The following is an 18,862-nucleotide window of genomic DNA, read 5'->3' on the forward strand; positions in this document are numbered from 1 at the left end:
GTCAGGGTACTGATGTGTCTCCCTTGTCTTGGCTCTTTTTGGCGTTTCTGGGCTTGGATGGATGGCATGTCAGGTATAAATTGCAAACTGGACGGCTGAAGCATCATTCTTGCTTTTCGTCAGCGCCTGACCGTGTTATTCTGCAAGCAAGAGGTGATATCGGAATGAGTATAGACCATCGATTGTTGCGTGTAGATCGCATCATCGGCAACAACATCGTCATGGCCTCCTCAGAGGCGACCGGTGTTGAATATGTGTTGCTTGGCAAAGGATTAGGTTTTGCTGCCAAAAACTTGCAACAACTGGACACAGCGGATGAACGAATCGAAAAGCGGTTTCGACTCGAAGACCGGGAACAGCTAATGAACCATCCAACCTTTTTTGAGGATATGGATGCCCCTGTTATGGATGTATCGGATCGCATCATCCAGCGGATCGAACAGACCTTTCCAGAACGGTTGAACGACAAAATTTATCTGGCTCTGCCAAGCCATATCCAATTCACCGTGTACCGGATGCGTCATGAGATTGAGATTATGAATCCATTTTTGCAGGAAACCCAGCTGTGCTTTCCGCAGGAGTATGAGGTAGCTCTGGATGCGCTGCAAATGATCTGCGAGGCGTTCCATTTGGATATTCCGGAAGATGAAGCCGGCTTCCTCACGTATCATATCCATTCTGCGGTCACCCATGTTCCGCTGGGGCAACTGGTAAAAATGTCATCGCTGCTGGGCAAGCTGCAACAGATGATCGAGCAGGAGCATCATATGACGTTCCGGCAGGGTAGTATGAATCAGGTACGTCTGATGATCCATTTGCGCTTTGCATTGGAGCGAATCGTTCACGGCTCACTCGTGGACAATCCGCTCATCCAGCAAATTCGCGATCAGTATGCCACAGAATACGCGCTCGCATCGCGCATGAAGAAAGTGATCGAACAGGAGCTGAAGCTAACTGTACCGGAGGATGAAGTTTGTTTTCTGGCTATGCATCTGTATCGGCTATTTCGCACATACAACAAGGACAGTTAAATTCGAATAGGTGCCTGTACATTCTTTGACTTTATACCATCGTGTTGTGCCCTCCATCGCTGCGAAGAACGCTACGTACTCTCAAATTCAAACGGTAAACGATAGATCGCGCTTCACCACCGGAGTTACGACGGATCGGCTGCCATTCATCCGCTAATCATACGTCCTTATTTGTATCCACCATTGTGTGATCAAGATAAGCGTGAGATTAGCGGATGAATGAGCGATGTACTATATTCCGCCATGAAAATATTTTTCAATTTCTTGTGCTTTTCAGTGTATTATTTCATCATTTATGGATTTACAAATAGGATAGTCATAGCGGAACTGCTGTATTTGCGCCGTCCCTATGACTGACAGGGGGATTATGCTCATGCTTCAATTTTTGCAAAAGATCGGTCGCTCGTTGATGCTTCCAGTCGCTACATTGCCTGCCGCAGCTATTTTGCAAGGGATTGGCTTGCTCAACTATGAGACAGATATTCCGCTCGGCTCTACGGTGGGCGGCTTTATGAATCACTATATTACTCCACTATTGACTGCCGGTGCTGGTGCGATTTTTGGCAATCTCGCCCTAATTTTTGCCGTCGGTATTGCGATCGGGATGGCACGCGATGCTGTTGCCGCGCTGTCGGCTGTGCTTAGTTATATGATTTTAACTGCAATTCTCGGTATTATTCCGGGCATGATGGGCTACATACCAGATGATGTGAAGCTCAACATGGGTGTGCTGGGCGGTATTCTCGTCGGTCTGTGGTCCGCGTATATGTACAATCGTTTCCATAATATTAAAATGCCTGACTGGCTGGGCTTCTTTTCCGGTAAACGTTTTGTACCGATGATTACGGCTGCGACGACTATCGTACTTGCTACATTGATCGGTATGATCTGGAGTCCAATTCAAGATGTAATCTCTGCTTTTGGAATGTGGGTTGTCAGTTTGGGTGGTCTGGGTGCTTTTATATTCGGTGTAGCAAACCGTCTGCTCGTACCGATCGGTCTGCACCATGTATTGAACTCGATCGCCTGGTTCCAGATCGGCGATTATACCGATGCTGCCGGTAAAGTTGTGCATGGTGACTTGACTCGTTTCTTCGCTGGCGACAAAACAGCAGGCATGTTCATGTCTGGCTTCTTCCCAATTATGATGTTCGCTTTGCCAGGTGCAGCACTTGCCTTCATCCATACGGCACGTCCGGAAAAACGTAAAGCTGTAGCAGCCATCTTCATCAGTGCAGCCATCGCTTCATTCCTGACCGGTATTACCGAGCCGTTGGAATTTGCATTTATGTTCACCGCACCACTGCTGTATGTTGTGCATGCCTTACTAACCGGTCTGTCCGGTCTGATCATGTATATGCTGGATATAAAACTCGGCTTCGGTTTCTCGGCAGGTTTGATCGACTACCTCGTCAACATGAAACTTGCAACGAATCCGCTGCTTATGATTCCGGTCGGTCTGGGATTCTTTGTCCTATACTATGTATTGTTCCGCTTCCTGATCGTCAAATTCAATCTTAAAACACCAGGACGTGAGGACGATGATCTGGCGGTAACCGCTGTTCCAGCTACAGGTACAGCATCCGCTCAACCCAAAGCTGCCATTTCAGCATCCGGTGAAACGGAAGACAGCAAAGCTGCAAAAGTGCTAAATCATCTCGGCGGCGCACACAATATCGATAGCATCGACGCATGTATTACCCGTCTTCGTCTCGTCGTAAAAGATGATCGTCAGGTCGAAGATGCGGAGCTGCGTAAACTGGGTGCAGCAGGCATTATGCGACTCGGTCACGGCGCTGTACAGGTTATTTTCGGTACACAATCCGAAGCACTCAAGGATGAGATTAAAGATATCATCGAGAAGTAATCGAGGGGCATAGGATATAGGCCAGTAGGCTCTATCTATTCCACGCTCGAATACACAGATGACGAGTTAAAATAAAAGCATCGCAAATCGTGCATCTGTTTATAAAAAAAGGTACTCCTCAACCCTATAGCATCGCTCGCAGTGATCGTCTCGCTGCTGGCGATGCTTTTTTATGAAAATAGAGCTGAATGAAACTGACGACCATCCGACTGTCGATTTCAGCATGCCCTTTTACCCTATGAACAAAATGAACAAACTTGCAAACGAATACATCGATCGATAAACGGGTAAATGACTGGAAACAGACCAACCGAGGTGAATGCTATGCCCGACAAATTCGATTACGATCTCGATTATCCCAACTTGAATCTACGTGAGCACCCCGAACTGTATCGTGTCGGTAAAGGTGAACAGGGCGTGCTCATGGTAGAACCGTACAAAGGTGAAATTCTACCTCACTGGCGTTTCAAAACACCGGAGATCGCTACGGAATCTTCCGAGAAAATCTATGCGATGTTTCTGGAGTATAAGCAACAGAACGACTTCGTCGGCATGGACATGGCCCGTAAATTCCTGCAAATGGGCTATACGCGTGCGCGTCGCTATACGAACCATAAAGGCGGGCGCAAATACGACGAAGACGGCAATATCCTGCCCTACACCAGCGATCCGATTAAGGCAGAATCGGCGCGCATTTTCAAAGTGAAATGGGATGAAGCGAAGGCAGATGCCGATTATATACGGATGAAAAAAGAGCATCAGCAGCGTTACGGCGGCTGATGCTTTTTTCGGGCTAATACACAGGCTGTATTTTGTTCCCTATATCAAATTTTAATGATATACGATAACAGATGCACGACAATGACAATCAAAGTAGCGTTTAAAAATGGTAGATAGGAGCCAGCACATACATGTCTATTTTGACTGTCAGCGTTACATATCCAGCTCTACATACTGAACAAACTTCCGCACAAACCAATCTCCATAGATTTTCTTCATATACGCCGTATTGAATATATATTGCTCTACACCTTCCAGCTTCTGTACATAACGCAACAGTCTTTTTTGCTCATTACCAGACAACTCATCGTCTTGCGGAATATGCAGTAACGCTTGTTGTATACGTGGAGCTAGATCATCGACATACACATGATTTTTCAGTTTCGGTGGCACGGATTGCGTCAAATCGCAGCCGCGAAATTCCACACCGTCCAGAATACAGTTTTCAAAATCAGCTTGCAGCTTGGATCGACCCTTTCCCTCAAATGTAATATCGATCAGCTTTCCGGCGAACGTACAGTTCACCAGATGGGAAACTTGCAGCACACGATTACTCAACTTACATTTACTGAATACACAATCAATAAACGTTGCATGTTCAATCGTCATTCCCCTCATATCACAAGAGATAAATTCGCAATTTACAAACACAGCTTCATCTTCTCCAATGCCTACCGCACGCAGATCGCAGCGGACAAATGTGCATGTATCGATCGTACAATCGGCAAAAAATCTCGCATTATTCAGATCACAGGTATCAAAAACCATTTGCTTGAGCGTACAGCCAAAAAATATAGGCGAGCCTACATTCGAGTTTGCTATCGTGGCGCTATGTATCGATTCGTTCTCATACCTTACGATCTCCTGAAATGGTTCGTTATCGACTGCGATATAGGATTCAAGCTTTCTCATCAAATAGATCGCATCCTTTCTGGATTTTTATCGCATATACATATACTGCTTACTTCTATCTATAGTATGCCAAATGGTGTCATTACTTCGCTACATCCTCTATATTTAGAGCAAGGCTTTTACAATGTTCACTCCAACCTACAATATGATCAACAAATAGGATCTATCTATAACATATAACATTCACAAGCAGGTGATAGGATGAAAATCAACGAACTGGCGCGCAAGCTGGGCATATCGGCGCGTACGATCCGCTTTTATGAGCAAAATGGCTTGCTGCCTGGTGTGGAGCGTGAAGATAACCGCTATCGAGTATTTAGCGACGAAGACGTCTGGCGATTGCAGACGATTATCGCCTTACGTGAAGCAGGTATGACGGTAAAAGATATTCGTGAGGTGCTGGAATCGGAGTCAGCGCAGCATACCGTAACAGATCGGGAGCGGCTGCGTTATTATTTGGAGCTACAGCAAGCACTGCTTGCCGGACAGTGGCTGGAGATGCGTAGAATGGCGGAGACGACATCGCAAATGTTGGAGCTGCTACAAAAAGAGCAGGAATTGCCATTACAGGAATTTTTTGAACTGGCTCAGCAGGCTAGACAGCTGCGTGAGCTACGGCAGCATTGGCGAGATCACTGGAATTTTGATCAGCGAGCGAGCGAACATGATCAGCAGGTACATACCGATCGGGCTGCTTATCCAGGCTATAATGAAGTGCTGACGCATACTGCTACCAGCGTGCGTGCTGCACAGGGCGAACGCGGGCTGGATCTTGGGACGGGCACAGGCAATTTGGCTGGAAAGCTACTGGCACAAGGTGCACATATGGCAGGCATCGACCAATCTCGTGAAATGCTCAAACAATGTCGGAGCAAATTTCCTGCCCTGGATGTGCGTGTCGGCAATCTGCTGTCGATTCCGTATGATGATCGGAGCTTTGATTTTGTTGTGTCCAGCTTTGCTTTTCGTTATCTTGCTGAACCGGAATTACCGCTAGCACTGACAGAGATTCGGCGCGTATTAAAGCCACATGGACGAATATGTATTAGTGATATCATGCCGGATGAAGCGAGCGCTAGTGTATCTTCTCCTATCATTGTATTGCAAAATTGGCTGGAGCAACACGATTATATGCTACAGCGTACCTCGCCTTATGCTGGCGTGTTCACGTTGCTGGCGGTTCCGATTCGTCCGTCGTCATCCAGATGAACGCAGAAAAAGACCGCTTTTTCGGATTGATCGTGATGTCAGGGAAGAAATCCGAAAAAGCGGCCTATGATTGTGTTTATCGTTATATTGATGATGTTGAGGAAAGCCATATTGCGGAGTTGATATGAGGATAAAGGTACCGCATTTATTTAATGATAATGATGACACCACGATCCATGTGTTTGGACATATGCTTGCCTCCTTTGGCAATAAGTAGTCTAGCGTGTATGGCTACAATGGCCGTTTACTTAATAATGATAATTACGCTACGCTCGTTGTTCATAGGTGGCTCCTCCTCTCACGGGATGATCGCGATATGAAGCGATTACTTGGTTACGATGATAATAACGCCGTGTGCCGGTGCTTTGTGCATGGGGATCGCTCCTTTCTGTTAGGAATGGATACCGGGTATAGACCATTAGGTGATGATAATGATGACGCCGTGATTGGAAACCATTTGCATCGTTGTTCCTCCTGTCTATGAATGAATAAGCTTCCGTTTGGGAGCGGATAAGGGGTGGAGCTTGCATTGATTGCTTACTTAATAATAATAATCACGTTACGTTCGTTGTTCATGGATAGGCTCTCCTTTCATAGTAGAATCGTAGAATGATCGATGGAGATGCTTACTTCGTTACGATGATAATCACGCCGCGTGCTGGTGCTTGTTGCATGGTAGGTCCTCCCTTCAAATGATCTCATATGGATGTAGAGTCCAGGTTGATTACGTAATGATGATAATGACAGTCCGATTGGAATGTGTCTGCATCGTGATCCCTCCTTTAGGCAGCTATAGTAAATGAGATGTTATATCGCTGTTATTATGCAACTTGTGTGATGATAATAATGACGTTCAAAATAGAGCTTGTATGCATGTCCATTCCTCCTCTCAGCATTGTGTATGTAATGGATTAAAAGGGACTGCCCACTTGGTGATAGGGTGGCTTACTTTGTTACGATGATGATCACGTTGCGCTCGTTGTTCATGAGTATGTCCTCCTTTCACTGGTGGATAGCTGATGGCGAATTACTTCGTTACGATAATGATCACGCTGCGTTCGTTGTTCATGGATATGTCCTCCTTTCGTTGATGGATGCCCTGATGACGAATTACTTCGTTACGATAATGATCACGCTGCGCTCGTTGTTCATAGGTACATCCCCCTTCCATTGTTGATAAGCGAACCCTGTACACCTTACTTCGTTACAATAATAATCACGCCGCGTGTTTGCATACCGCTCACCTCCTTGATGAAATATCGATTATGCTGCGCCATAGCTGCCTACATTCTCAGCGAGCAACTGCATAGGGCTTCATCTGCGATGGATACATGACGGCGGATTTCAAAATGCTGTACATGTACATATCCCGATGCTCGCCTTCGCGGTACACATGGTCTCGTAAAATACCTTCCTGCTCGAAGCCAAAAGCGTGAATAAGTTTGAGGGCACCTTCATTGTGCAGATGCACCTCGCCGGAGATTTTACGCAGGTTTAGGTAATTGAAGCAATATTGCAGGATCAGTTCGGTGACGTAAGTACCGACCTTTTTACCGACATATTCGGGTGTCAGCACCAGACCGTATTTGCAGCGCTGATGAATGTACGACGTTTCATACAACATCGCCATACCGGCACGTTCGCCATTGACCTTAACGATAAACATTTTGTTATCGCCGGATTGGAAGAAACTGACCGTTTTATCGATACTGCTCGCCGAGATCGGATACTCTGACGGTTCCAGTGCATTCATAATTACCGTCGGACTATTGTAAAGCTGTAACAAAAATGCTTTATCCGCTTCCTCTACGCCCACCAAAACGATTCCTTGCTCTACATTCATCAACATCATAACCCCTCCATCTTTTTATTTGAGTGATCGATCCATTCCACAATACTGCCTAGCCTATATTTTATAGAAGCTTGTATTCAACCTCTTCAAGCTGTATGACAGCAGACGCTGCGGCATGTTCAGGATGCAGATTCAAGGATGCCATGACCTGGGGCGCTGCAAAATAACCGGTGTGATGATGTTACAGCCCATGCGCTTAATAGAAGACTTCTGCGAATATCGTCTGTTCTATAGGTAATTGATGGGCAATGGGACAATGGGACGGAGTGTCTAAAAATAAGGGTTGGCTATTCACTTTTACTTTTACTTTAGCTGTTAGTTTCAGAACTGTTGGTTTTAGGTGTTTACTGCGTCGATGTTCTCTTATCTGTGCACTGGTTTACTCTGCCATTCCGAGTACAGCCGGTGTCATATCCTTCGCTGGCGGCATAGCACGGGTATGCTTGTTTAGCAGCCAGTAGGCGGAATTTAGAATGACGATTACGCCACAGGAGATGATCAGCACGCTATTGCCTGCCCATGCTCCAAGCACTCCACCTAGAATCGCTCCAATTGGCGCGATCGCGGCAGATAATCCGAGTACAGCAGCCATCACGCGGCCGATTAATTGCGGCGGTACAACCGATTGAATCATAACCTGCGACAGTACGTTGATCATGCCTGCGGGAATCCAGCCGATTGCGAACAGAGCAATCGCCATCCAGGCTGCCGGCACCACACCGGTGAGCATCCAGCACACACCACAGATGAAGATGAGCAGGCAGTAGAGCAATCCCATTTTGAAGCGATGCAGCTTGAGTAGCGAAGCGGCATACGAGCCAGTGATAATGCCTACACCCGCAGCAGCCATGAAAAATCCGTAGTATTGCGCGCCGCCCCAGCTTTCTGCAAAGGCTGGAAGTACAGCGTAGATCGAAATCCCTGCCAGATTGACGAAGATGATACCGAGTAACATTCGTGTGAAGATCGGCTTTTTCAGCACATCCAATCCTTCGCGCAGATCGATGTTATATTGTCGGATTACACTTTTTAAAGTGGGGCGCTTTGCTTGCTGGGACGTTATAGCGGCTGTTTGTTGTGTAGCAGTTGCCTGTTCTTTCTGAACTTGTGGCAAGCGCAGTAAGGTGAATAACAATGCGGTCAGGACAAAGGTCATGCTGTTCAGATAGAACACTGATACAGCGCCGACCATTGCAATCACGATACCTGCCAGTGAGTTGAAAGCTGCATCACTTCCTTGATAGGCGATGGCAAATAATGAATTCCCGCGTGTAAGCTGCTCTTTTGGCAGTACCTTGGGCAGTAAGCTTAGCTGCGTCGGGTAAATGAACTGGTTAAGCAGCGAGATGATCGGCATCAGCACTAGCACGATGGTGATCGTTAGCATGCTATAGGCATACAATGTTGGGATGATCAGCAGCAACACCGATTGTGTAATCTGCGTAAAGATCATTAGCCGCTTGGCTGGAAAGCGATCGATGAGCGGTCCCATCACGATCTGAGCTAGTGCCGGAAGTGAAGTTAAAAATAACGCCAATCCCGTATACAGTGTCGAACCTCCGAGCTGATAAACGATCCACATGGCTGCGATAGCATAGAAGCTGTCGCCCATATTGGCTAGAAAACGTCCACTTAACAACAAGGTGAAATTCCAGTTTCGTAATATTGAACTCATGTTATTTTCTCCTTTCGTGTTCTTTTAATTATTCGGTCATATTTTTTTGACCGTTCTGGTAAAATAAAAACCTACCCTTTTTACAAGTAATAGGTTTATATTCGGCGAAGGAAAATGACCCTTCTCGCGCATGACTAGCTACTCGTACCCTCTGTTTCTTAATCGGCTACTTTGGCGGTGCTGCGCTCTGCCCATTGAATCTTCACTTCATAGCTTGCTCCGTCACTATCGCCACCCTGTCCATTCAATTGTTCATACAGACGATCGATGCCTTCCAGAAAACGTTGGAGCGATTCGGCATTGCCTTCGAAATGATAATCCTTTTTCGTTAGCTGTGGTGCACCACTGAAGCTAAGCAAATCTTCACTCGGAATGATAGCCTTCGCCACTGGACTGTAGAACTTTTGCAAAATTCCATTTTTCTCTTCCCGGCGAACGACTTCGATAATTCCGTTTTTCTCCAGCTCTTGCAGATGATAATGGATTTTGGAACGGGACAGATCCATCTTTTCAGCAAGTTGTTGTCCGGTCATTGGCTCTCTGCCCAGATGATACAGCAGTTGAACGCGAAACGGATCACTTACGGCACGAAGCTGGTTTAACTCATTAATAATCAGAACATCTTTCATTTGCAACTCACTCCTACTTTTTTAAAACCGTCAGTTTTGTTTGACCGTGTTGTTTGATTGTATTGTATGTCGCCGGAGCTGGGATTGTCAACGGTTTTTTGGAATTTTTTTCAAAAGAAAATTCGAACAACTTACAGCTGGACGATGGATAGGCGATAAATGAAATTTTGCTTCTACTTATGCACTTGTTATGCACTTGAATTGAGAGATATCCACTAATGTGCTTGAATAAACACAATCGATCCAGCATACACCTGATACATCTATATTTTTTCCGTTTCCCCCATTCGCTATACTTGTGCCATGTTGCCAGTAGGATGTCGTTGCTATAATCGATTGTATCAACAGCAACGACTGTAATGCGGTCACTGCTAAGGAGGATATCGTTATGTCTAACGTTACAATCAAATTACTACCATTTGCCGATCTGTCCAGCTATATGGACGGCTTTACCCTCGTCTCCGCTCAGTGGGGACATGACGGTCTTGCCTACGTGCTGCTTATAAACGAAGTACCGGAGCGAAAGCAAGGCATGTTTGTAAAAACCAAACTGGAGCAGTCTTATACGTACAAAGTGCTGGTTGTGGCAGAGCAGTATATCGAAGAGCTTGTCATTCCAGATCAGCGATATTTGTATCATTACGTACAGCCGCTACATGAGCAGCTGCTGCTTGTCGGTGCGCGCGCTACTTATTATGGACAGGATCAATTTGATCGTAATGCCCGTGTATGGAGCCGCGATGGTGTACCTATGCGCGACTTTCTGCTGGGCGATGGCATCGAGAGCGTACAGGTAACCCGCGCTGGAACAATCTGGACGAGTTATTTTGATGAAGGGGTGTATGGCAACTATGGTTGGGTGGAGCCGATCGGTGCCAGCGGCTTGATCGCCTGGGATGCGGAAGGAAACATTCGTTACAAAAACACGGCTGCTTTAATCGATGACTGTTATGCGCTCAATGTCGTAAATGAGCAGGACGTATGGTTTTACTATTACTCTGATTTTCAGCTAGGACATATTACGAATGGTGTGCAGACAGAGTCTTCACAGGTCACGTTCTTACATCCGGGTATATCCGGTTCTTCGGGATTTATTACAGATGGCGAACATTTCTTATTCGATGCCGGCTATAACAAGCACGGACTATTCAGATTCAAAACCATGCACAAACCCGGACATTTAAACAAAGGCAGAGTGATCGAATTTGTAAACGAGCACAAACAACCATTACAGCATGCAAGGCAGGATTTGAGACAGGATCGCCTGTTATTCTGCACAGAACAGGCATTGTATGGCGTCACATTGAACGAAATTCAATCGGCGTTAGTATAAACGTCAGAACGCAATCATAGCCATTATAGAGCCAATAAATGGAGCGCCTTCGCATTTAGGAAAGCATCATCTAAAAATAGGTTGCAAAAATGGGTTGCGGCGAAAATAACGTATAAATATGATACGTGATATTATGCGAGCGTCGTATAGGAAAAGGTTATACGTTAATGATATCGTTTATATACACATCTGCTAACAAGGGATGGAGTCTAAATCGAGCAATTCTTCTGTTTATGTCGATTTTCTGCTAGGGTCATTGCTTTACACAATGGAATACAGCTACAATAGGCTGGAAGAGCCATGTCACATCAGCATTAAAACAGAACGTTTGCAATGTTTTATCACAAAGCTGAGATCACACCAGCACTGGCATTCCGTCTAAGCAAGACATTCATGCGGCATATTTTTTGACTACAACTCCATATCAAAACATGGTTCATAGCAAACAACAAAAGGATATCAAACAACAGAGTGGTATTACACACAAAGTGATACTAAACACACATTGATATTAAACACACATTGGTATTAAACAAAAAAATCATGCTAGCCCTACGCATCATCATTATCGAAAGGAGCATAACATCATGATGAACGAGCAGTACAACCGTCCGATATGGACGACGCTGGACCAACAACAACGACGAGATGTATTAGAGCAATTGCAGTCGCGATTACCAGAAGGCTTTGCATTGGATCGACTCGAAACGTTCAGCCGTTACGGACAGACGACCGAGACCGGTGTATTTACATATAAGGGCAATGAATTTGTATTTGTTCCTGGGGATACGGTTACGCTGGGCTGGGAGCAATGGCCGATAGAGCTGGATCAAGCTACACGCGAAGATCTGGAGGCGGGATTAAGCGAACTGGATATACGGATTGAAGAAGCCGGTTCCGTTCTATTGGAGCAAATGTCTCCTGTACGACAAGCTTGTATCTCTCCGATGTTGGTGGAGCGAAGCACCCATTCTGTAGGCTGGGATGCCTACACGCCTGAGCAGCTTGATCCAGAAGAAGATGAAGATATTTTGGAACATATTGAAAAGTTTAAAACGGCAACCTATAACACACTTGAAGTGGATCAGACGTGTCTGCTGAAGCGTGACGGTGATGAGATTAAGCTATATTTGTTCAACGATACCGATGATGTGCAGGAATGGAAGGAGCATTATTTATCTCGTCGTTTTACGTTGCTATCCGAGGATGAATGGGAATATGTATATGGCGGCGGTTGCCGCACCTTATTTCCGTGGGGCAATCATTTTGACTATACGATGAAGCTGCATCATTTTGAGAATCGGAATGATCCTAATGAAAAAGAGCGTCCGTATGATCTGAATTTGCCTAATGGTTTTGGGTTGTATTTTAACGGTGATCCTTATCAATATGAATTGACGTTGAATGCGGATGGCGAGGATATCGATAAAGGCGGCGATGGTGGTAATGCGATCTGCGGCGGGATTGGCATGATGCTCGGGTATTTGCCGGCAGCGACTTATTATCGGAATCCGTATCAAAATGAACTGGATTGGGCAGAGCGTATGAGTTTTATGCATTATCGGCGTGTAATTCGGCTGTAATGTATGCAACATTGGTGTGGCGAGGCAGCATTCACTCTGGGAAGGAATAAGGGGACAGACTCCGTTCCTTACTACTCGCATCATAAAAGAATTGCATAGGCAGCAAGTTAGAGCAGACTATAGGTTGAGTTAGGACAACGTGTTGATCGGTATTCAACCTTCTCATAAAAGAAAACGTTAAACAAATAATCCCGTCCACCATCTGGTGAACGGGATTGTTTATATAGATGCCAACAACATTATACCGGAGCGGCAACAGGCAATTGTTCGGGTTTCTCTGGTTCGTCGTGCTGGACAAGGGCGTGTTTTTCCCATGCTCTGCTCTTCCAGCGGAAATACATAATGATGGCGCGTGTCCACTCGTCGGCAGCGATGGCGAGCCAGATGCCGGCGAGACCGAGGTTCATTTTGAATACGAATAGATAGCCGAGCGGTAAGCTCATACATACCATAGAGATCAGTCCGATATAGACAGGGAACTTGGCATCTCCAGATGCACGCAAGGAGTTAATAATGACGATATTGCAGGTTCGTCCAGTTTCCAGCAGGAAGCTAAGCAGGATCACCTGCGAAGCCATGCGGATAATTTCGGGATTGCTGGTGAACATACCGATCAGTGGCTCGCGCAGCAGGATAATGATAATATCCATGACGAGCGTTGCTGCCATCGCCCATTTCACACTTTTCCATACGCGCTGATATGCTTCTTCTTTGCGTTTCGCACCAACGAGACGACCGACGATGATCGCTGTCCCCATACCGATTGCAATGCTGAACAGATAAATAAAGGTCGAGATATTGTTCGCATACTGGCGCGAAGCCATCGCTTCACTACCGAGGTAAGTCACATAAAAGACGAATACGAGCTGGCATAGTTGATACATAATTTGTTCTACAGCGGAAGGGACACCGATTTTCAAAATTTTCATAATGTATTCTTTCGACATTCTGAAGTAATCAGCAATCATAATGCGTACTTCCATGACACGATACATGAGCCAGAAGAAAATCAATACACAGACAAGACGGCTAATGATCGTCGAGATCGCTGCACCCTGTACGCCCAGCTGAGGCAAGCCCCAGTGACCGAAGATGAGCAGATAGTTCAAGCCGATGTGCAGTACGTTCATAAATACCGATACAAACATCGTTTCTTTCGTAAAACCATATGTCCGAATGACCGCAGCCAAAATGTTAATGAGTGCTTGTAAGAAAATCGCACCACCGACAATAGCGATATAGCTTTCAGCCAGTGCCAGAATATCACCCTGTAAATGCATGGCTTCCATGATATGTCCACCAAACAGCAGGAAGGTTCCACTCAGGAGCACACCTACAGACAGATTCAGTGTAATCGCCAGTGCGGTAATGCGGCTTGCCTCCAATAGTTTGCGTGAGCCGATATACTGGGCTACAACGATTGCGGCCCCGTTGCCGATTACCTCCAGAATCAGTATAGCGATGGAAATAACCTGGTTGGATGTACCTACCGCTGCAACAGCGTTGTCGGATACGTCACTTAGCATTAAGGTATCGACGATCCCCATTAACATAAACAGGAATACTTCGAGAAAAATCGGCCAGGTTAATTTAAACAGATTAAATTGTGTTTCAACAGTAGCTTTACCTTGTGCAGGGTTCATAGCGCTCATGATGTCACCTTCCTTTTGTTTGTTTCTTGTTTACTACAATCCGTTATGGCAGTCTTCGCTGCAAAAACCTTCAGACAAACTCATTCAGCTGTGTGAAGGCCAAAGGGCATTTCCGACGGGCATCTCTTAAAACTCTACGTATCTTAGCACATCCATTTTCCAAATGCACTACCTAAATTGAAAATTTCTGAAAGAATTTCAAATTTTCCGATTCAAACATTTTACAGACGGGTATAATGCCGCTTTTACAGAAAAAATGTGGTATACACTATGCGTTTTCCACAAGCTTACACAAGCAGTCCAGATAGCAAAAAAGGCATTCTAATCTTCTACACTCAGAAGATCAAAATGCCTTACATCATAAGGATTGTTGACGTTCGCTTATTCCGATACACGATGAACTCCTACAATCCTTCGTTCGTATAATGGAGCGATAATTGCATACATTTCCCATAAACTTTCATTATGAAAATCATTGTGAAAAAAGTCTCGTATTTTTGAAAATAAAAGCTTGCTCAATCGCTTACAAATGTCTTCAGCTAAGAACCTATTTTCATAATTTGGCAGATCAATCTTTGACGAAAAAGTATCTTGCAGCCATGTTTTATTGTTCAGCCAAAATTACCGATACGCTATTGTAGCCTGGTCGCAACGACATCGGGTTACCCTGAATCGACACACCAAATGCATCGTTAACGATACCAACGATACTCAGGCCTGAGCTGGACACGCGCTTTGCCCCAAATTCCATATTGTAGCCTGTATAGTATGCGACATAAGCATCCCCTATCGTTTGCAAATCAGCCTGTGTGCGATATACGAGCGAAAGCTGCTTTTTGCCTCCTGCTAATTGCTCAACAAGACTTACGCGCTCCGCATCTGCTGGAAACGGGAAATCGGCTGACAGATATGGACTTTGAATCACTCCGGTCGTTATGGAAACATTGTATACCGGCGCGGTTGGCTCGGTCAGTGTATCGATCGGTCCAGGTGTCGCTGTCACAGGCGCACGTTGTCCCTGAGTATCCGTTGTATTCGAGCTTGTTGCAGCTGGCGTTGTTGTCGTCGTCGTCGTATCCTTCGTAGCCGCAGAGCTGGCATTACTGGAACTATTGGAATTGCTACTATTGGAGTTCGTATTCGTGCTCGTTGCTGCCGCTGAATTCGGCGTTGTATTTGCCGCTGTATTTTTGGTCGTGGTATTGGGGGTTGCGGTTGTTGCGGCTGGCATCGTTGCTGCACCTGCTTTGCCGATCAGCACTTTATTGTTGACCGCATCGTATAGCACCGATGTATTCATCGTTTCCCCAATCGAACGAATAGGTAAATACGTGCTGCCTTCATACGTAATTGGAGTGAGCGGCTGTCCTTCTGCATTTAATAGTGTATAGGGTTGTCCATTTAATTCAACGCGAATGCCATGATTTTTGAATGCTTGTATTTGTTCCAACTTGGTGCCCGCATATACACCAGTGGAGCCAGCGAGCACTATACCTGCTAGCATCATGGGAAACAGCCATTTTGTCTTTTTCATTTGTCGTCCTCCTGTTCGCCAGATGATTTGCCGTCAGCGCAGGAATAAGAGTAGGTCGCGGCAATTCATATTGATATTAATATCGGCGGAAGGACCACGACTCATTATATAGTACAAATGTAATATTTTAGATGATGAGCGATGTTCACTTATTGTTCTCGATCGTGGCGGTAACGTTCTGTTTCCTCTTCGATACGGCGTTCGTAACTATTGCGATGTAGCCATACATTGTTGTTCAGATTAGCTATCTGGCCCATTGCAAATAACACGGTCAAAATGATAAAGATAAGGAAATACGCCTGCATAAAGTACCCCAGATAAAAGCAGGTCACGATCGCAGCGAGCATGAGCACTGCGACAACTAGCAATACTCGGAGCATGATTTTCTTCATATTTATTCTCTCCTGTCTTCGGCTATTGTTTTTCGTGCATAGAGGAGCAAATGCTATGATTATCTATCTTTGATCTAGCTTTGATCTAGCTTGTATCTATCTTTAGTATAGCTGTACGGATTGTGATTTGTCGCAGATCCTGCCTTTTGCATCATTTTAATAAACTTCTATAAAATTTAGCATGACTTTTTACGCGTTAGGAGTATAATGAAATACGCCTGTTCAGTCTAGCCGCCATGCGAGCTGCACAGCCGGTAAGAAAGGATATAGGTATATGCTTTTTCGATCCTGTAAGCCGGTATGATGTCTTGCTCTGATGTGTGGTCTATTCGGATGTCTGCATACCGCTAAAAAACTGAACAAACTGCGTTGATACAAGAAAAAGGGTGTATATAAATCGTAACGCATTTTATATGTATCCATGCTCGCCTTGTACGCGTATAATCATTATGTTATTTTTAACATCAATTATCAAATTTACACAACGAAGGGGTACAAAAAGATGCTAGGCAAGTTAAAGCGTATCTTGATCGGAAGACCGATGAAATCCGCAGAACTCGAAGCGGAAAAGCTGGGCAAACTGAAAGCACTCGCTATTTTGTCTTCCGATGCGCTATCTTCGGTTGCGTACGGAACCGAACAGATTTTACTCGTATTGATGGTAGCCGGTTTTGCTGCACTGTGGTATTCCGTTCCTATCTCACTGGCTGTATTGGGACTGCTGGTCATTCTAGTTATCTCGTATCGTCAGACAATCTTTGCTTATCCAACAGGTGGCGGTGCCTACATTGTCGCCAAGGATAATCTTGGGCAGATTCCAAGTCTGATTGCTGGCGGTTCATTGCTGGTCGACTATGTGCTAACTGTAGCGGTTAGTTCGTCCGCAGGTACAGACGCGATTACGTCCGCGTTCCCTGTACTGCATGATCATCGAGTATTAATTGCACTTGTAATGATTGTATTTTTGACAGTAATGAACTTGCGCGGTGTAACCGAGTCCGCATCCGTGCTGGCGATTCCGATTTATCTGTTTGTCGTCGCGATTTTCTTTCTGATTATTAGCGGTATGATCAAATACATGACGGGCGGCATTGAAGCGGCAGCTCCGGAATTTGGCGCTACCGTATCCAATGTCAGTCTGTTCTTATTGCTCAAGGCGTTCAGCTCCGGCTGTTCGGCACTAACGGGGGTCGAAGCGGTATCGAATGCGATTCCGAACTTCCGCCAGCCTGCTGAGCGTAATGCAGCGGCTACATTGCTCATGATGGGTATCATTCTGGGTAGTATGTTTATCGGAATTACACTGCTTGCCTACTGGTATGGTGTAAGTCCGCGTCCGACCGAGACGATCATTTCACAGATTGCTCGGATGACATTCGGTAGTGGTATTATTTATTTTATTATTCAAGGGGTCACCGCGCTTATTTTGTTCCTCGCTGCAAATACGGCATACTCAGCGTTTCCGCTGTTGTCGTTTATGCTCGCGAAAGATAAATACATGCCGCATATGTTTATGGTACGTGGTGATCGCCTCGGCTTCTCGAACGGGATCATCTTCCTGAGTCTGGCATCGGCATTGCTCGTTATCGTATTCCACGGGGAAACGGACAATCTGATTCCGCTGTATGCGGTTGGCGTATTCATTCCGTTTACACTATCTCAGCTCGGCATGATGATTCGCTGGATCAAACTTCGTCCAGCGAACTGGGGCATCAAGCTGCTGATCAATACGATCGGTATGTTGACGACACTGTCGATTACGTTGATCTTTATTTTCACCAAATTCTCGCAAATCTGGATTATCTTCATTTTCCTGCCGATCGTCGTATATCTGTTCCACAAAATCTATGTGCATTATCAAAATACAGCTGAACAGCTGCGCATCGATCTGGATCATGATAAGCCACAGCCGAAAGGTAACACGATTATTATTCCGGTAGCTGGCATTACACGGGTCGTTATGAATACGATCAGCTATGCACAGACACTATCGCCAAATGTGGTCGCCGTATATGTAGGCTTTGATGAAGAAGCGATTGAGAAAATGGAACGCAAATGGGAGCAATGGAATCCGGGCGTGCGCCTGATCGTCCTGCGCTCGCGGTATCGCAGCATTCTTGGCCCACTACGTCGATTCATCGATACAGTGGAATGGAAAAATGGCGAGACCGATCATATTACGATTCTCATTCCGCAGTTTGTTACCAAGCACTGGTGGGAAAGCATTCTGCACAATCAGACCAGCTTGTTGATGCGCGCATACCTGATCAACTATAAAGATGTTGTTGTCACGACAGTACCGTTCCATTTGAAAAACTAAGGTAACGTGTAGCCTTTACTCTCATGCGAGCCGTAGCTAGAGCGATCTAATGAAACAACCACGGTACGCTGCCGTATCGTCTCGGCGTACTCG

The 18,862-nt window shown here is 45.5% G+C and carries 14 protein-coding genes; 7 read left to right on the forward strand and 7 right to left on the reverse strand.

The window, feature by feature from the left end:
• Positions 1-164 precede the first annotated feature (164 nt).
• The 3 genes from AAHF22_RS11990 (at position 165) to AAHF22_RS12000 (ending at position 3,678) form a co-directional block, all read left to right on the forward strand.
• Positions 165-1,031, forward strand: coding sequence for a PRD domain-containing protein (locus tag AAHF22_RS11990; RefSeq protein WP_347325241.1), 867 nt, complete (start codon positions 165-167; stop codon positions 1,029-1,031).
• Between the two features lie 373 nt (positions 1,032-1,404).
• Complete coding sequence (nagE, locus tag AAHF22_RS11995) at positions 1,405-2,898, forward strand: N-acetylglucosamine-specific PTS transporter subunit IIBC (protein WP_347325242.1); 1,494 nt, start codon at positions 1,405-1,407, stop codon at positions 2,896-2,898.
• 324 nt (positions 2,899-3,222) lie between these two features.
• Positions 3,223-3,678: a DUF4385 domain-containing protein gene (locus tag AAHF22_RS12000; RefSeq protein WP_347325243.1), complete on the forward strand. Its 456-nt coding sequence runs from the start codon at positions 3,223-3,225 to the stop codon at positions 3,676-3,678.
• Between the two features lie 153 nt (positions 3,679-3,831).
• Here AAHF22_RS12000 and AAHF22_RS12005 read toward each other — a convergent pair whose 3' ends face one another.
• Complete coding sequence (locus tag AAHF22_RS12005; RefSeq protein ID WP_347325244.1) at positions 3,832-4,590, reverse strand: pentapeptide repeat-containing protein; 759 nt, start codon at positions 4,588-4,590, stop codon at positions 3,832-3,834.
• Between the two features lie 201 nt (positions 4,591-4,791).
• Here AAHF22_RS12005 and AAHF22_RS12010 point away from each other — a divergent pair, with 201 nt between their 5' ends.
• Positions 4,792-5,799 carry a MerR family transcriptional regulator gene (locus AAHF22_RS12010; RefSeq protein ID WP_347325245.1) on the forward strand — a complete coding sequence of 336 codons (1,008 nt, stop codon included), beginning with the start codon at positions 4,792-4,794 and terminating at the stop codon, positions 5,797-5,799.
• Between the two features lie 1,291 nt (positions 5,800-7,090).
• Here the strand turns inward: AAHF22_RS12010 and AAHF22_RS12015 are convergent.
• The 3 genes from AAHF22_RS12015 to AAHF22_RS12025 all read right to left on the reverse strand — a co-directional run bounded on the left by AAHF22_RS12015 (position 7,091) and on the right by AAHF22_RS12025 (position 9,955).
• On the reverse strand, positions 7,091-7,648 hold the full coding sequence (locus AAHF22_RS12015) for a GNAT family N-acetyltransferase (RefSeq protein WP_347325246.1): 558 nt from the start codon (positions 7,646-7,648) through the stop codon (positions 7,091-7,093).
• Between the two features lie 382 nt (positions 7,649-8,030).
• On the reverse strand, positions 8,031-9,326 hold the full coding sequence (locus tag AAHF22_RS12020; RefSeq protein WP_347325247.1) for an MFS transporter: 1,296 nt from the start codon (positions 9,324-9,326) through the stop codon (positions 8,031-8,033).
• Between the two features lie 158 nt (positions 9,327-9,484).
• Positions 9,485-9,955 (reverse strand): ArsR/SmtB family transcription factor, encoded by a 471-nt coding sequence (locus AAHF22_RS12025; RefSeq protein WP_347325248.1) that lies wholly within the window; start codon positions 9,953-9,955, stop codon positions 9,485-9,487.
• Positions 9,956-10,343: 388 nt separating this feature from the next.
• Between AAHF22_RS12025 and AAHF22_RS12030 the strand changes: the two genes are divergently transcribed.
• Complete coding sequence (locus tag AAHF22_RS12030) at positions 10,344-11,288, forward strand: YxiH-YxzG fusion protein (RefSeq protein ID WP_347325249.1); 945 nt, start codon at positions 10,344-10,346, stop codon at positions 11,286-11,288.
• Positions 11,289-11,875: 587 nt separating this feature from the next.
• Positions 11,876-12,871, forward strand: a complete 996-nt coding sequence (locus AAHF22_RS12035; protein WP_347325250.1) for a hypothetical protein — start codon at positions 11,876-11,878, stop codon at positions 12,869-12,871.
• A 239-nt stretch (positions 12,872-13,110) separates the two neighbouring features.
• Here AAHF22_RS12035 and AAHF22_RS12040 read toward each other — a convergent pair whose 3' ends face one another.
• The 3 genes from AAHF22_RS12040 to AAHF22_RS12050 form a co-directional block, all read right to left on the reverse strand.
• A complete protein-coding gene (locus tag AAHF22_RS12040; RefSeq protein WP_347325251.1) occupies positions 13,111-14,523 on the reverse strand; it encodes an MATE family efflux transporter in 1,413 nt (470 codons plus the stop codon).
• Positions 14,524-15,127: 604 nt separating this feature from the next.
• Positions 15,128-16,057, reverse strand: a complete 930-nt coding sequence (locus AAHF22_RS12045) for a stalk domain-containing protein (protein ID WP_347325252.1) — start codon at positions 16,055-16,057, stop codon at positions 15,128-15,130.
• A gap of 149 nt (positions 16,058-16,206) precedes the next feature.
• Entirely contained in the window at positions 16,207-16,449 is a 243-nt protein-coding gene (locus tag AAHF22_RS12050) for a hypothetical protein (protein WP_347325253.1), read from the reverse strand.
• Between the two features lie 502 nt (positions 16,450-16,951).
• On the opposite strand from AAHF22_RS12050, the gene kimA reads away from it, so the two are divergent.
• Positions 16,952-18,769: a potassium transporter KimA gene (gene kimA / locus AAHF22_RS12055; protein ID WP_347325254.1), complete on the forward strand. Its 1,818-nt coding sequence runs from the start codon at positions 16,952-16,954 to the stop codon at positions 18,767-18,769.
• Positions 18,770-18,862: the final 93 nt, after the last annotated feature.

This window comes from Paenibacillus wenxiniae, assembly GCF_039822605.1.
Classification (GTDB): domain Bacteria; phylum Bacillota; class Bacilli; order Paenibacillales; family Paenibacillaceae; genus Saccharibacillus; species Saccharibacillus wenxiniae.